This window comes from Streptomyces griseoaurantiacus (genome assembly GCF_036189845.1).
Lineage (GTDB): Bacteria > Actinomycetota > Actinomycetes > Streptomycetales > Streptomycetaceae > Streptomyces > Streptomyces griseoaurantiacus.
Genome location: NZ_CP108326.1, coordinates 3,231,934 through 3,246,391, shown reverse-complemented (window position 1 = coordinate 3,246,391; position 14,458 = coordinate 3,231,934). Strand labels below are relative to the sequence as shown.

General features: G+C 72.1%; 15 protein-coding genes. 8 read left to right on the top strand and 7 right to left on the bottom strand.

Annotation, left to right across the window (positions count from 1 at the left end; all coding sequences use genetic code 11):
• A complete protein-coding gene (locus tag OHB09_RS14335; protein ID WP_040897061.1) occupies positions 1 to 291 on the bottom strand; it encodes a DUF2530 domain-containing protein in 291 nt (96 codons plus the stop codon).
• 286 nt (positions 292 to 577) lie between these two features.
• Between OHB09_RS14335 and OHB09_RS14330 the strand changes: the two genes are divergently transcribed.
• Entirely contained in the window at positions 578 to 2,020 is a 1,443-nt protein-coding gene (locus tag OHB09_RS14330; protein ID WP_093595671.1) for an NCS2 family permease, read from the top strand.
• Here the strand turns inward: OHB09_RS14330 and OHB09_RS14325 are convergent.
• Positions 1,990 to 2,253 carry a hypothetical protein gene (locus tag OHB09_RS14325; RefSeq protein WP_078631310.1) on the bottom strand — a complete coding sequence of 88 codons (264 nt, stop codon included), beginning with the start codon at positions 2,251 to 2,253 and terminating at the stop codon, positions 1,990 to 1,992. The genes OHB09_RS14330 and OHB09_RS14325 overlap by 31 nt on opposite strands.
• A 202-nt stretch (positions 2,254 to 2,455) precedes the next feature.
• Between OHB09_RS14325 and OHB09_RS14320 the strand changes: the two genes are divergently transcribed.
• The 3 genes from OHB09_RS14320 to thpR all read left to right on the top strand — a co-directional run bounded on the left by OHB09_RS14320 (position 2,456) and on the right by thpR (position 4,971).
• Positions 2,456 to 2,893 (top strand): MarR family winged helix-turn-helix transcriptional regulator, encoded by a 438-nt coding sequence (locus OHB09_RS14320; RefSeq protein WP_006144029.1) that lies wholly within the window; start codon positions 2,456 to 2,458, stop codon positions 2,891 to 2,893.
• Positions 2,894 to 2,998: 105 nt separating this feature from the next.
• The gene (locus tag OHB09_RS14315) at positions 2,999 to 4,351 is read left to right on the top strand and encodes an MFS transporter (protein ID WP_191889860.1); all 1,353 of its coding nucleotides are present in this window, start codon (positions 2,999 to 3,001) and stop codon (positions 4,349 to 4,351) included.
• 44 nt (positions 4,352 to 4,395) lie between these two features.
• Positions 4,396 to 4,971: an RNA 2',3'-cyclic phosphodiesterase gene (gene thpR, locus OHB09_RS14310; protein ID WP_328918806.1), complete on the top strand. Its 576-nt coding sequence runs from the start codon at positions 4,396 to 4,398 to the stop codon at positions 4,969 to 4,971.
• 242 nt (positions 4,972 to 5,213) lie between these two features.
• On the opposite strand, the gene OHB09_RS14305 is transcribed toward thpR, so the two are convergent.
• The 3 genes from OHB09_RS14305 to OHB09_RS14295 all read right to left on the bottom strand — a co-directional run bounded on the left by OHB09_RS14305 (position 5,214) and on the right by OHB09_RS14295 (position 7,671).
• Entirely contained in the window at positions 5,214 to 6,206 is a 993-nt protein-coding gene (locus OHB09_RS14305) for an aldo/keto reductase (protein WP_006144026.1), read from the bottom strand.
• Positions 6,207 to 6,279: 73 nt separating this feature from the next.
• On the bottom strand, positions 6,280 to 6,870 hold the full coding sequence (locus OHB09_RS14300) for a Uma2 family endonuclease (RefSeq protein ID WP_328918807.1): 591 nt from the start codon (positions 6,868 to 6,870) through the stop codon (positions 6,280 to 6,282).
• A 120-nt stretch (positions 6,871 to 6,990) separates the two neighbouring features.
• Positions 6,991 to 7,671 carry an SGNH/GDSL hydrolase family protein gene (locus OHB09_RS14295; protein ID WP_328918808.1) on the bottom strand — a complete coding sequence of 227 codons (681 nt, stop codon included), beginning with the start codon at positions 7,669 to 7,671 and terminating at the stop codon, positions 6,991 to 6,993.
• Between the two features lie 180 nt (positions 7,672 to 7,851).
• Between OHB09_RS14295 and OHB09_RS14290 the strand changes: the two genes are divergently transcribed.
• Both OHB09_RS14290 and OHB09_RS14285 read left to right on the top strand, forming a co-directional pair.
• Positions 7,852 to 8,844: a TolB-like translocation protein gene (locus OHB09_RS14290; protein WP_328922071.1), complete on the top strand. Its 993-nt coding sequence runs from the start codon at positions 7,852 to 7,854 to the stop codon at positions 8,842 to 8,844.
• A 136-nt stretch (positions 8,845 to 8,980) separates the two neighbouring features.
• Positions 8,981 to 10,531: a cellulase family glycosylhydrolase gene (locus tag OHB09_RS14285; RefSeq protein WP_191854804.1), complete on the top strand. Its 1,551-nt coding sequence runs from the start codon at positions 8,981 to 8,983 to the stop codon at positions 10,529 to 10,531.
• Between the two features lie 39 nt (positions 10,532 to 10,570).
• Here the strand turns inward: OHB09_RS14285 and OHB09_RS14280 are convergent, their stop codons facing one another.
• Positions 10,571 to 11,101, bottom strand: coding sequence for a nuclear transport factor 2 family protein (locus OHB09_RS14280; RefSeq protein WP_093595461.1), 531 nt, complete (start codon positions 11,099 to 11,101; stop codon positions 10,571 to 10,573).
• 62 nt (positions 11,102 to 11,163) lie between these two features.
• A complete protein-coding gene (locus tag OHB09_RS14275; RefSeq protein WP_328922070.1) occupies positions 11,164 to 12,693 on the bottom strand; it encodes an FAD-dependent oxidoreductase in 1,530 nt (509 codons plus the stop codon).
• Positions 12,694 to 12,852: 159 nt separating this feature from the next.
• Between OHB09_RS14275 and OHB09_RS14270 the strand changes: the two genes are divergently transcribed.
• Together OHB09_RS14270 and OHB09_RS14265 are read left to right on the top strand one after the other, a co-directional pair.
• Positions 12,853 to 13,683: a TetR/AcrR family transcriptional regulator gene (locus OHB09_RS14270; RefSeq protein ID WP_328922069.1), complete on the top strand. Its 831-nt coding sequence runs from the start codon at positions 12,853 to 12,855 to the stop codon at positions 13,681 to 13,683.
• 111 nt (positions 13,684 to 13,794) lie between these two features.
• On the top strand, positions 13,795 to 14,439 hold the full coding sequence (locus tag OHB09_RS14265; RefSeq protein WP_093595455.1) for an MBL fold metallo-hydrolase: 645 nt from the start codon (positions 13,795 to 13,797) through the stop codon (positions 14,437 to 14,439).
• The last annotated feature ends 19 nt before the right edge of the window (positions 14,440 to 14,458 follow it).

The following is a 14,458-nucleotide window of genomic DNA, read 5'->3' as shown; positions in this document are numbered from 1 at the left end:
TCAGTCCGTGTCGGCGCCGGCCTCCGTGGGGGCGGCTTCCGCCCTGCGGGCCGCGTCGCGCTTGATCGCTGCGTCCCGCCGGCGCACGTACCAGACGCCGATCAGCCCGAGACCGCCCCCGGCCAGGCACGTCCACACCCACCAGGTGTGCCCGTGGTCGTCGAACCAGCCGTAGAACGGGAGCTGCACCAGGAAGAGGACGAACCAGAGGATCGTGCCGCCGGTGATGGTGGCGACCACGGGCCCCTCCAGGGGCTCGGGCGCCTCGTGCTGGGGAGTCCACTTCGCCATGCGCACAGCTTACGAGGCCGGGAGGGCGGGGATCGGCCCGGAGCGGAGGCGGGAGCCGGGGCACGGTCTACGCGCGGAGATAGCCTTTTACCCTTCATATGTTCATACTGAAACTGTTGACGCTTGGCTGTATCTGCTCGTACGAACCTCCAAAGAGACTCCCGGGGCTTCCCCCGGGGCGGCTCCGCCCGGGGTGACGTACACCGTTCCCGGGGAACCCGGGGCGGCGCAGTCCGGCGCGAACCGCACGCTCCCCCTCCCCGAACCCGCATCCCCTGAGGTCCGCATGTCCACCTCGGCTCCCGCCAAGGTCCCCGCCCCCGGGCAGCCCCCCGCCGGCGGCGCCCTCGACCGCTACTTCCGGATCTCCGAGCGCGGCAGCACGCTGCCCCGCGAGATCCGCGGCGGCGTCGCCACCTTCTTCGCGATGGCCTACATCATCGTGCTGAACCCGATCATCCTGAGCGGCGCGAAGGACATGTACGGGCACCAGCTCGACTACGGGCAGCTCGTCACCGCCACCGCCGTCACCGCCGCGTTCACCACGCTGCTCATGGGCGTCATCGGCAACGTCCCGATCGCGCTGGCGGCCGGCCTCGGCGTCAACACCGTCGTCGCCCTCCAGCTCGCCCCCCGCATGTCCTGGCCGGACGCGATGGGCATGGTGGTGCTGGCCGGTTTCGTGGTGATGCTGCTGGTCGCCACGGGGCTGCGGGAACGCGTGATGAACGCCGTGCCGCTCGGGCTGCGCAAGGGCATCTCGATCGGCATCGGCCTGTTCATCATGATCATCGGCCTGGTCGACTCCGGCTTCGTCAGCCGCATCCCGGACGCGGCCCACACCACCGTGCCGCTCCAGCTCGGGGCGGACGGTCACCTCAACGGCTGGCCGGTGCTGATCTTCGTCCTCGGGGCGCTGCTCACCCTCGCGCTGATCGTGCGCAAGGTGCCCGGCGCGATCCTGATCTCGATCGTCGCGATGACCGTGCTCGCGCTGATCGTCAACGCCACCGCCACGATCCCCTCCTGGGGCCTGACCACCCCGAAGTGGCCCGGCAACCCGGTGGCCACCCCCGACTTCGGGCTGCTCGGCAAGGTCAGCCTGTTCGGCGGCTTCGACAAGGTCGGCGTGCTGACCGGCGTCCTGTTCGTCTTCACCGTGCTGCTGTCGTGCTTCTTCGACGCGATGGGCACGATCATGGGCATCGGCGACGAGGCCAAACTGACCGACGCCGAGGGCCAGATGCCCGGCATCAACAAGGTCCTCTTCGTGGACGGCATCGCGGTCGCCGCGGGCGGCGCCAGCTCCTCCTCGGCCACCACCTGCTTCGTGGAGTCCACGGCGGGCGTCGGCGAGGGCGCGCGCACCGGCTTCGCCAACGTCGTCACCGGCCTGCTCTTCGCGGCCGCGCTCTTCCTCACCCCGGTCGCCACGATGGTGCCGTCCCAGGCGGCCACCCCCGCGCTGGTCGCGGTGGGCTTCCTGATCCTGTCCCACTCGATCCGGGACATCGACTGGGCGGACTACACGATCGCCATTCCGGCCTTCGTGACGATGCTGATGATGCCGTTCACGTACTCCATCACCAACGGCATCGGCATGGGCTTCCTCACCTTCGTGGTGCTGCGCCTGGCCGCGGGCCGGGGCCGTGAGGTGCCGGTGGCGCTGTACGTGGTCGCGGCGGTCTTCGGCTTCTACTACCTGATGCCGGCGCTGGGTCTGACCTGATCGCCCGGCGGCTCGCCCGCCGTCTCGCGGGGCCCGGCCACGCCGGGGTCCCCCTCCTCCCCGTAGAACTCCTCCGTCCTCTCGACAGCGGCCTGGAACCGCTCGTCGAAGTCGTCGCGAACGAGCGTCCGGACCACGTAGTCCTGGACGCTCATTCCTCTTTTGGCCGCCCGGCGCCGGAGCCGATCGAGCAGTTCCCCGTCGATGCGCAGGCTGAGCACGCTGGTCCCCATGGCCACGAGGGTGGCCGGATCCGTGGGGGTGGTGGAAGGTTTTTTGCTCCCATGTCACTCGTACGGGTGATTCGTCTCGTTCTGTTGTTTTGGCGCGGGGAGGGTGTGCGTGCGCGCCCTCGGGCCGACAGTGGCCGGAGTCACCCCGCCGGGGGTGCGCGAGGGTGGTCTTTAGCGAAAGTAATGAGTTACGCTAACGAGCATGCCTGACCTCACCCAGGGCGACGACGCCGCCGCCGTGAGCGCCCTGCGCTCTTCCGTGATGCGCCTCTCGCGCCGACTCAAGCACCAGCGGGTCGACGAGTCGCTGAGCCCCACCGAGATGTCGGTGCTCGGCACCCTCGCACTGTGCGGTTCGGCCACCCCCGGCGAACTGGCCCGCAAGGAGCACGTGCAGCCGCCGTCGATGACCCGCATCGTCGCCCTGCTGGAGACGAAGGGGCTGGTCAGCCTGGAGCCGCACCCCGAGGACCGCCGCCAGAAGGTCGTCAGGCAGACCGAACGGGCCACCGTCATGCTCGAGGAGAGCCGGCGCAAGCGGAACGCCTTCCTCGCCCACCTGATCGAGGGCCTCGACGAGGAGGAATGGGCGAGACTCCGCGCGGCCGCCCCCGTCCTGGAGAAGCTCGCCCATCTGTGAGCCTCCCCGAGCGGCGACCGGCCCCCGCCCCCCGCACCGTCCCCGATCCGCGCCCCACCCCCGTGCCCCCAGTAACCGTCGCCGCGCCCGAGGAGGCGAGCCCATTTGAGTTCGGGACCCGGAGCAGACTCCGCCCCCGCACCAGCCGCCCACGACACCACCCCGCCCCCCTCGCACAACGCCGCCGCGCCCCGCAAGGCGTCCATGTTCAGCTCGCTGCGCATCCGCAACTACCGCCTGTTCTTCCTGGGCCAGGTCGTCTCCAACACCGGCACCTGGATGCAGCGCATCGCCCAGGACTGGCTGGTGCTCAGCCTCACCGGCTCCTCCACCGCCGTCGGCGTGACCTCCGCCCTGCAGTTCCTGCCGATGCTGCTCTTCGGCCTGTACGGCGGCGTCCTCGTCGACCGGCTGCCCAAGCGGCCCACCCTGCTGCTCACCCAGTCCGCGATGGGCCTCGCCGGACTGGCCCTCGCCGTGCTCACCCTCTCCGGGCACGTCCAGGTGTGGCACGTGTACCTGGCCGCCTTCGCCGTCGGACTCGCCACGGTGATGGACAACCCGGCCCGGCAGACCTTCGTGCCCGAGATGGTCGGCCCGCACCAGCTCCAGAACGCCATCAGCCTCAACTCCGCCAACTTCCAGTCCGCCCGGCTGGTCGGCCCGGCCGTCGCCGGCGTGCTGATCACCGGGGTCGGCACCGGCTGGGCGTTCCTGCTCAACGGCGTCTCCTTCCTCGCGCCGATCGCCGGCCTGCTCCTCATGCGCTCCCGCGAGCTGCACGAGATCCGGCGCGCGCCGCGCGGCAAGGGCCAGCTCCGCGAGGGGCTGCGCTACGTCGCCGTACGGCCCGAGCTGGTCTGGCCCATCGTGCTGGTCGGCTTCATCGGCACCTTCGGCTTCAACTTCCCGGTGTGGCTCTCCGCCTACGCCGACGACGTCTTCCACGCGGGCGCCGGCGAGTACAGCCTCTTCAACACGCTGATGGCGGTCGGCTCGCTGGTCGGCGCGCTGCTCGCGGCCCGGCGCGGCACGGCCCGCCTGCGGGTGCTGATCGCGGCCGCCCTCGGCTTCGGCGTCCTGGAGGTCCTCGCCTCCGTCGCCCCGCAACTGTGGCTCTTCGCCCTGTTCATGGTGCCGATCGGCATCTTCGGCATGACGGTCAACGTCACCGCCAACACCTCCGTGCAGATGGCCACCGACCCCGAGATGCGCGGCCGGGTCATGGCCCTGTTCATGATGGTCTTCATGGGCGGCACGCCGGTGGGCGCGCCCCTGGTCGGCTGGGTCACCGACGCCTACGGCGCACGCGTCGGCTTCGCGGCCGGCGGGGCCGTCTCGCTGGCCGCGGCGGCCACGGTCGCCCTGCTGCTGCTCCGGGTCGGCAACCAGCGGGTACGCCTGACCTGGCAGGGCGGGCCCCGGGTACGGCTGTGCCCGAGGGGCGCGGCGGTCTGAGCGGTCCGCCCCGGAAGGCGGTCCCGAGGAGAGGCGGCGTCGGCATGAGACTGTTCGCGGCGGTGCTGCCGCCACAGGAGGCGGTCGAGGAACTGGCGGCGCGGGCGACGGACCTGCGGAGCCTGCCGGGCGCGGAGGCACTGCGCTGGACCGAGCGGTCCGGGTGGCACTTCACGCTCGCGTTCTACGGGGAGGTCGAGGAGGAGACGCTGCCCGGCCTCTCGGCCCGGCTGGCCCGCGCGGCCGGCCGCGCCGCGCCCTTCCCGCTCGCCCTGCACGGCGGCGGCCGCTTCGGCGACCGGGCCCTGTGGGCGGGCGCCTCCGGCGACGTGGCCGCGCTGCGGCTGCTGGCCGGGCGGGCGGAGGCGGCGGGCCGCAGGGCGGGGGTGCCCGGTGCCCCCGGGGACGCGGCGCGGAGCTACCGGCCGCATCTCACGCTGGCGCGGAGCGGTCGGCGGGCCACCGATCTGCGCCCGTACGCGGAGGCGCTGGGCAGCTTCGAGGGGCGCGCCTGGGAGGTGCGCGCCCTCAGCCTGGTGCGCAGCCGGCTTCCCGCCTCGGGTGTCGCCGGTGAACGCCCCCGCTACGAGACGGTGGCCCACTGGGAGCTCTCGCGCTGACCCCGGGAGCGGGGACACGGGCGGGAGCGGGGAGCGGGGAGCAAGGAGTCGGGAACGAGGCGGGAGCGGGGGCGGAACAGCTCCGCCGTCCGCCCCCCGATACCCTCGACCACGTGGACCCGAAGACCCGCAACCGCATCATGGCCGTCGTACTCGTGGTGATGTTCCTCGTCGTGGCCCTGGCGGCCGCCCTGAACCAGTAGGGCGCGGGCCCCCGGGGCACGTCCCCCGCGGGGGACGCCTCACCAGGCGAAGGCCTCCGGCGAGGGCCCCGGGCCCGGGAAGATCTCGTCCAGCGAGGCCAGCAGCTCCTCGCTCAGCTCCAGCTCCACCGCCCGCAGCGCGGACTCGAGCTGCTCGGCCGTGCGCGGTCCGACGATCGGGCCCGTCACCCCCGGCCGGGTCAGCAGCCAGGCCAGCGCGACCTCGCCCGGGGCGAGACCGTGCTTGTCGAGCAGGTCCTCGTAGGCCTGGATCTGCGCCCGCCCGGCGGGGTCGGCGAGGGTCTCGGCGGCCCGGCCGCTCGCCCGGCGCCCGCCCTCCGCCTGCTTCTTCAGCACCCCGCCCAGCAGCCCGCCGTGCAGCGGCGACCAGGGGATGACACCGAGCCCGTAGTCCCGCGCGGCCGGGATGACCTCCATCTCGGCCCGCCGCTCGGCGAGGTTGTACAGGCACTGCTCGCTGACCAGACCGTAGGACCCGCGGCGGGCGGCGGTCTCGTTGGCCTGGGCGATCTTGTAACCGGCGAAGTTGCTCGACCCGACGTAGAGGACCTTGCCCTGCTGCACCAGGACGTCCAGCGCCTGCCAGATCTCGTCGAACGGGGTGTCCCGGTCGAGGTGGTGGAACTGGTAGAGGTCGATGTGGTCCGTCTGCAGCCGCTTCAGCGAGGCCTCCACGGCCCGCCGGATGCTCACCGCGGAGAGCTTGTCGTGATTGGGCCAGACCGGGCGGTCGTCGAGCGTCATGTCGCCGTAGACCTTGGTGGCGAGGACGGTCTTCTCGCGCCGGCCGCCGCCCTTGGCGAACCAGTTGCCGATGATCGTCTCCGTCTGGCCCTTGTTGGCGCCCCAGCCGTAGACGTTGGCGGTGTCGAAGAGGTTGATACCGGCGTCCAGCGCCGCGTCCATGATCGCGTGACTCTCGGCCTCACCGGTCTGCGGACCGAAGTTCATGGTCCCGAGGACCAGCCGAGCGACCTTGAGTCCCGTGCGTCCGAGCTGCGTGTACTCCATGGGACAAGCCAACGTGCTGGAGTGCGCTCCAAGCAAGGGGGAGGCGTCCACGGAGGGACGGAGGGCGGAGGGGTCAGTCGCGGGGGAAGCCGTCTGTCTCGAGAGTGAGACCGAGGGGTGTGCCGGTGAGATCGAGGACGCGACCGAAGCGGACCGTGGTCTCCGTGAGGTACTCGCCGTCCTTCGGGTCGGTGTAGAGGTGGCACTTGCCCTGATAGGGGTCGGCGATGAGATAGACGGGGACCCCGGCGACCGCGTACGCGGTCTTCTTCGGTCCGTAGTCGTTCGCCGCCGTGCCCTGGGAGATGACTTCGGCGACGAACTCGACGTCCTCGTGCCGCCAGTGTCCGGTCTCGTCCTTCCGCGCGTCCTCACTCAGTTTGGCCACGTCGGGACAGAAGCCGTTCCCGTGGCCGGGAAAGTCGATACGGACGTCGGAGAAGACCTTGACGTCCATGCCGAACCTGTCCTCAACGGCCCGGACGATCCGCCGGATGATGTGCCAGTGCGTGTCCCGCTGCGGTGTCATGTGGACGTTGCCCCCGACGATCTCGACCCTGAACTCCTCGGGGACGGGCATACGCGCCAGGCGCCCGAACAGTTCGTCCAGGCGCGTGGTGTTGTCGCTCTCGGCCATCATGATCCTGTCTTTCAGGACGGTCATCGTGGCGCTCCTCCCCGGCCGTCCCCGGACGGACACGGCCGCGCGGTCCAACGATACGCACGGCACCGGGGGCACGGGGGGAGCGCATATGCCCCGCGAATGTGCGAGCGCCGCCCGCGCTCAGGCCCCGGCGGTGTACTCGCCGCCCCAGCCCCAGGCCTGGTGCATCGCCTCCGCGAAGGCCGCCGCCAGTTTGTGCTCGCCGGAGGCGTTGGGGTGGGTGCCGTCGTAGGTGTCGAGGGCGAGGTCGTAGGACTCGGGGACGGAGGCGAGGAGCAGCGGTGAGGCGGGCTCGTCGAGGTCGGCGACGGTCTTCGCGAGCAGCTCGTTGAAACGCGCGACCTCCGCGGCGAAGGCGGCGTCGTTCTCGGCGCGGACGTTGGGTATCACCGGGAGCAGCACCATCCGCACCCCCGGCCGGGCCTCCCGCGCCCGGGTCACGAAGCGGACCGCGTTCTCGGCGGTCTGCTCGGCGTTGGTGTAGAAGCCGAGGTCGATCAGGCCGAGGGAGACGAGGAGCACGTCGGCTTCGCTCTCGCGGACCGCCTCGCCTATCAGCGGGGCCAGGTGCTGCCAGCCCTCGCCCCAGCCGGCCAGGTGGGCGCGGGGGAAGGCGGGCTCGGCGTACGCGTGGGAGACGGGCGCGTCCCGCGTCTTGTCGTACAGCGCCTCGCGCGGTCCGACCAGCGCGCAGGGGCCCTCGAAGGTGTCCCGCAGGTGCTGCCACAGCCGATAGCGCCAGGTGTGCTCGCCCGCGCTGCCGATGGTCATGGAGTCGCCGACGGGCATGAACCTGAGCATGCGCTCATTTTGGCCGACGGGGGCCGTCGCGGGGAACGCCGGGTGGTCCGGCGGACCATGTGAGACCGGCCACCCGCGGCTCTCCTCGGCGGGGGCCGGGGACGTGCCGCCGGTGCGGGCGGTGAGGGCCGGGGCGACCACCCGGCGTGAAGTGCCGGGCGGGATGGCAGGCTTGGCGGTATGCGCCGACCGTTCGCCCTCCTCGCCGGGGCCCTGCTCGCGGGTGCCCTCGCCGCGCCCGCCGCCTCCGCCTCGCCCGCCGGGGACGGCGACGCGAGCTTCCGCATCAAGGACCCGCGCATCACCGAGTCCAGCGGGCTGGCCGCCTCGCACCTGCACAAGGGCGTCTACTGGACGCACAACGACAGCGACGACGGGCCGTACCTCTACGCCGTCGACAGCGCGACGGGGAAGACCCTCGCCCGGATCACGCTCAGCGGCATCGGCACCCCGCGCGACGTCGAGGCGATCTCGATCGGGCCGGACGGCCGGATCTACGTCGGTGACATCGGGGACAACCTCGACGGCTCCTGGCCGTACGTGTGGATCTACGCGCTGCCCGAGCCGAAGAAGCTCGTCGACCGGACTGTGCGGGCCACGCAGTACGTCGTGAAGTACTCCGACGGGGCGCGGAACGCCGAGTCGATGGTGGTGGACCCGAAGAGCGGGCGCGTCTACATCATCGACAAGAAGGAGGACGGCGGCCATCTGTACGAGGGCCCGGCCCGGTTGTCCACCGGGGGCAGCAACGTCTTCGAGCCGGTCGCGGACGTGGACCTGTGGGCCACCGACGCCGCCCTCTCCCCGGACGGCAGGCAGCTCGCCGTCCGCGGGTACTTCGGCGGCGTCCTCTACGACTGGAAGGGCGGAAGGATCAAGCGGGTCGGCAGGCTGAACGTGCCGCTCCAGGGCCAGGGCGAGTCCGTCACGTACAGCGCCGACGGCACGAAACTGATGTTCGGCTCGGAGGGCTCCGACAGCCCGGTCACGGCGCAGGACGCGCCGGGGAAGGGCTCCTCCTCGTCCTCCTCGTCCTCCGGCGGGGGCGGCGGGCGGGCTTCGGGGGACGAGGACGGACCGGTGAGCGGACAGAATCTGAAGGTCGGCGCCGGTGCCCTGATCGTCCTGGCGGCCGGCTTCCTCGGGCTGCGGAGGCTGCGCGGACGGCGGTGACGGGCCGCCGCCCGCGAGGCGGGTGTGCCGGGTGTCTTGACGGGGGAGGCGTTCCTGGTTTCCATGAGGGACGCAGGGGTGTGGGAGCGCTCCCACACGTTCCGGGCCCCGTGCCTCCCCGAGAGGAAGCAGCGAGATGTTCCGCAGCTTGCGAAGAGCGCTCCGCACCGCCGCGACGGTGCTCCTGTTGCCGATGGCCCTCGGTCTGACGGCGACGACCGCGGCGCACGCGGCCGAGGACACGGCCGCCGCCCCCACGGCGGCCGCCGCCGGAGCGGGCTACTGGCACACCAGCGGGCGGCAGATCCTGGACGCCTCGGGCAGCCCCGTCCGGATCGCCGGGATCAACTGGTTCGGCTTCGAGACCACCAACCTCGTCGTCCACGGCCTGTGGTCCCGCGACTACAAGAGCATGATCGACCAGATGAAGTCGCTGGGTTACAACACCCTCCGCATCCCCTACAGCGACGACATCTTCAAGAGCGGCGCCACGCCCCTCAGCATCGACTTCGAGGGCAAGAACACCGACCTGCGGGGCCTGAACTCCCTCCAGGTGCTGGACAAGATCGTGGCGTACGCGGGGCAGGACGGTCTGAAGGTCATCCTCGACCGGCACCGCCCGGACTCGGCGGGCCAGTCGGCGCTCTGGTACACCTCCTCCGTCCCCGAGTCGACGTGGATCGCCGACCTGAAGTCGATCGCCTCGCGGTACGCGGGCCAGGACACCGTCATCGGCATCGACCTGCACAACGAGCCGCACGATCCCGCCTGCTGGGGCTGCGGCGACCAGGCCACCGACTGGCGGCTGGCCGCCGAACGCGCCGGCAACGCGGTGCTGTCCGTCAACCCGGACCTGCTCGTCTTCGTCGAGGGCGTGCAGACCGTGAACGGCGTCTCCGGCTGGTGGGGCGGCAACCTGATGGGCGCCGGCCAGTACCCCGTACGGCTCGACGTGCCCAACCGGCTCGTGTACTCGGCCCACGACTACGCCACGAGCGTCGCCCAGCAGAGCTGGTTCGAGGACGCGTCCTTCCCGGACAACATGCCGGGCATCTGGGACAAGTACTGGGGCTACCTCTTCAAGCAGAACATCGCCCCCGTCTGGGTGGGCGAGTTCGGCACCACGCTCCAGTCGACGACGGACCAGAAGTGGCTCGCCGCCCTCGTGGACTACCTGCGCCCGACGGCGGCCTACGGCGGCGACAGCTTCCAGTGGACGTTCTGGTCGTGGAACCCCAACTCCGGTGACACCGGCGGCATCCTCAAGGACGACTGGAGCACCGTCGACACCGTGAAGGACGGCTACCTGGCGAGCGTGAAGGCGCCGGGCTTCCCGTCCACGGGAGACGGCGACGACGGCGGTGACGACGGGGGCGGCGACCCCGCCACGTCCTGCGCCGCCACGTACACCGTGACCAACGACTGGGGCGGTGGCTTCAACGCCGAGGTGACGGTGAAGAACACCGGCACCACGGCGTGGAAGTCCTGGCAGGTCACGTGGACCTGGCCGGGCTCACAGAAGATCTCCAACATGTGGAACGCGTCGTTCACACAGTCCGGCGCCAAGGTCACCGCGGCGAACGCCGCGCACAACGGCACGGTGGCGGCGGGCGGTTCGGCGAGCTTCGGCTTCGGCGGGGCCCCGGGCGGCGCGACGGCGCCGACCGTGAGCTGCACGGGTTCGTAGGAAGGGCCGATGAGGGGCGCCCGGGAGCCGGGCGCCCCTTCACGGCGCCGGGGGAGCGGGGGCGGCGGGCCCGCTGCCGTCCGCGAGCGCCGCCTCGCGTCCGAGCGCCGCCTCGCGTTCCAGGGCGATGTCCCGCAGCAGCGCGGTGTCCTGGTAGAACGAGCGCTTCCTGGTGATCCTGCCGTCCACGACGTCGACCAGTTCCAGGACGGTCATGGTCCACGGGACGCCGTGGACGTCGGTGCCGCTGTTCGTGGCCACGACCACCACACGGGTCGGGCCCTCCGCGAGGAGTTCCTCCACGACCAGGGCGCTCGGGTCCATGCCGGTGAGCAGGTGCATCCGGTGTCGTGCCGGGCCGATGGCGGCGCCCCGGTGGACGCCGCTGTCGGGGTGCCCCCAGTTGAGTTCCACCTCCTGTTCGTCGGTCAGCTCGCGGATGGTCGCGAAGTCCGGGCCGCCGGGTTCGCGGAGGACGGCCTCGTAGAAGCGGCGGACCACGTCCTTGTTCCGGTCGGCCCGGGTGGGGTGCGTGTTCCGTTCGGCCTGAGCGGGGTGCGTGCCGGGCATCGCCGGTCTCCTGGGTGGTGTCGGGGGAGCGTCGGGGCTGTCGGGGGGAGTCGGGCCCGGATTCAGGCGGAGGCGGCGGGTCGGCCGAACCAGCGGGTGGCGGAACGCCGGAAGGCCGCGGGGTCCGGGCTGTCGCCGTCCGCCCAGGCGACGACACCGTCGGGCCGCACGAGCAGCGCGCCGAGCCCGAGGGTGTCCTCCACCGCGCCGGGCACGTAGTGGACCGGGCCCTTGAAGGGCGCGGCCGCGTCGTGCAGAGGCCGGCCGGGGGTGAAGTCGAGGGCGATCCCCTGCCCGCCGTGCAGCAGATCGCCGAGGCGGGTGCCGTCGGTGAGGCGGAAGTCCGGGGCGGTGCGGCCGACGAGGGGGTGCTCGCCGCCCAGGTCGTAGCGGTGGGACAGCCCCGAGGTGTGGCGGAACACGTGCGTGGCCCCCTCGCGGGTGCCGAGCAGGTCCGTCAACAGGCCCCGCAGGGCGGGAGCGTTGGGCCCGGGGCTCATCGCGGCCACCTGGGCGCGCGACCAGTCGAGGACCGCGGCGCCGACGGGGTGGCGTTCGGCGGCGTAGGTGTCGAGCAGTCCCTCCGGTGCCGTGCCGCGGACGGTGGCGGCCAGCTTCCAGCCCAGGTTCACGGCGTCGCCGATGCCGAGGTTGAGTCCCTGGCCGCCGAGCGGGGAGTGGATGTGGGCGGCGTCGCCGGCGAGCAGGACGCGGCCCCGGCGGTAGGTCGTGGCCTGCATGGCCCGGTCGGTGAAGCTGGAGGCGCGGTGCACCTCGGTCAGTGTCACCTCGGTGCCCGAGACACGGCGCAGGACCGTCTGGAGGTGCTCGCGGGTCAGCGGCAGCGAGCGGTCGAAGGCGCCGCCGTCGAAGTCCATCATGCCGACGTGGCCCTCGAAGGGGGTGCGCAGATACATGCCGGTCGGCGTCTGGCGGAAGCCGAAGCCCAGTGTGCCGGGGTCCTCGAGGGCGACCTGGGCGACATAGCCGGTGAACAGCGGCGGGGTGCCGGTGAAGTCGAAGCCCGCCAGCGGGCGCACCGTGCTGCGTCCGCCGTCGCAGCCGACCAGCCAGCGCCCCCGGTGGTCGGCGCCTCCCGCTCGGGCCACGACGCCCTCGCCGTCCTGGGTGAGGGCCTCGAGGCCGGCGCCGCGCTCGATCCGCACGCCGAGCCCGGCCGCCCGCTCCTCCAGGACCGAACACACCGCGTCGAGGCTGGTCATGAAGGGTTCCATGGCCGGGCCGGCCAGCCGGAACTCGAGGGCGGAGGGGTCGACGTCGGCCGCGTCGAGGGGTATGCCCGCGAAGTGGCTCAGGGCGCGGGGGGCGGGGGAGCCGGGCGCCTCGGGGTCCGGCCCGACCCGCGCCGGGTCCACGCCCGAGGCGTTCAGCAGCGCGGGCAGCAGGCCCCGGCGGTGGAACGTCTCCACCGACCCGGAGTTGAGGCCCCGCAGCCCCAGCGGAAGCGTCTTCCACGGCGAGGACGGCTCCGGGTCCCGTTCCAGCACAAGGACGGAGCAGTCGGCCAGCGCGAGCTCGGCGGCGAGGAACAGGCCCACCGGGCCGGCCCCCACGATCACCACGTCGTACATGTCGCACCTCTTCGAGTCCGAACCCCTTGTCGTTCCGGGGCTCTGTTCGGCCGGCCCCTCGTGCCCGGGCAGGCCGGGGCCATAGCTTGGAGCGACGCTCCAATATTGGAACGGTACTCCAAGATGGAGCGTTGTTCCAAGCGTGGCAGAATGGCGGACATGGTCATGCGGACACGCCAGTCACAGAGGCGCAGGCAGGTGCTCTCCCGCGAGCGCATCGTCGAGACGGCGATCGAGCTGCTCGACGCGGGCGGGGAGGGCGCCCTGACCGTGCGGGCGCTGACCGAACGCCTGTCCACCGGGGCCGGGGCGATCTACCACCACGTGGGCAACATGAACGAGTTGGGGCAGGCGGCCACCGAGACGGTGATCGCCGACGCCCTGCCTTGGCCGGTGGCGTCGGGCGGAGGCGCGGGGGAGTCGGGAGGGGCTGAGGAGGCGGGGGAGACCGGAGGGTCCGGGAAGGCCGGGAAGGCCGGAGAGCCCGGGAGGGCCGGGGAGGTCGGCGGATCCAGGGGGCCCCGGGAGCGCCCGGAGGACCGGATCCGGGTGGTGGCGCTCGGCCTGTACGACGCGGCCACCGAGCACCCCTGGCTCGCGAGCCGGCTCGCCGCGCAGCTCACCCGCGAGCCCTGGGGGGCGGTGACGCCGCGGATCTTCGAGAGCATGGGCCGGCCGCTGCGCGACCTGGGTGTGCCGCGGGGTGACTGGTTCACCACGACGTCGACGCTGGTCCACTACGTCCTCGGCGCCACCAGCCAGAACGCCCAGGCCGCGGACGACGTCCCCGGCGGCGCGCCGCCGGACACGGAGGAGGTGCGTGCCGCGTTCCTCGACACCGCCTCCCGGGCGTGGCGGGACCTCGACCCGGAGGAGTATCCGTTCCTCCACGACATCGCCGACCAGATGCGCGCGCACGAGGACCGCGCGCAGTTCCTCGCCGGCGTCGACCTGATCCTCGCCGGCGTCACGGCCTCGCGCCCCCGCTGACGAGGGGCTTCGGGTCGTCCCTCCCCGCAGCCGGAGGCAATGTACAGGCTGGTTGTACAGTTTTACTGTACAGTTCAGTCATGCACTGACGAGCGCGAGGAAGGAACTCCTGTGCACTTCACCAAGTACGCCCACGCCTGCGTCGCCCTGGAGAAGGACGGCACCCGCCTGGTCGTCGACCCCGGCACGTTCACCCCCGAAGCGGCCGAGGCCGTGGACCGGGCCGATGCCGTGCTGATCACCCACGGGCACTTCGACCACTTCGACGAGAAGCTGGTGGCCGCCGCCCTCGCGGCACGGCCCGAACTCCTCGTCCACGCGCCGGCCGACGTCGTGGGTGCCTTCGGCAGCCACGGCGGCCGCGTGCGGGCCGTCACCGCGGGCGACACCTTCACCGTCGGCTCCTTCACCGTGTCCGTCCACGGCCACCGCCACGCGCCGATCCACGAGGACATCCCGCGTCCCGACAACGTCGGCTACCTCGTCGACGAGGGCGTCCTCTACCACCCGGGCGACGCCTACTTCGTCCCCGACGCGCCCGTGCGCACGCTCCTGCTGCCGACGAGCGGCCCCTGGACCAAGCTCGGCGAGGCCGCCGACTTCGTCCGGGCCGTCAAGCCCGAGCGGATCGTCCAGATCCACGAACTCATGCTCAGCGACCTCGGGCAGCAGTCCGCCGCCAACCTCCTCGGCGAGCAGGGCCTGACCGGCCTCGCCCTCGAGCGGCCGGCCCCCGGCACCACCATCGAGCTGTGAGACCCGGACACCTGGAGGA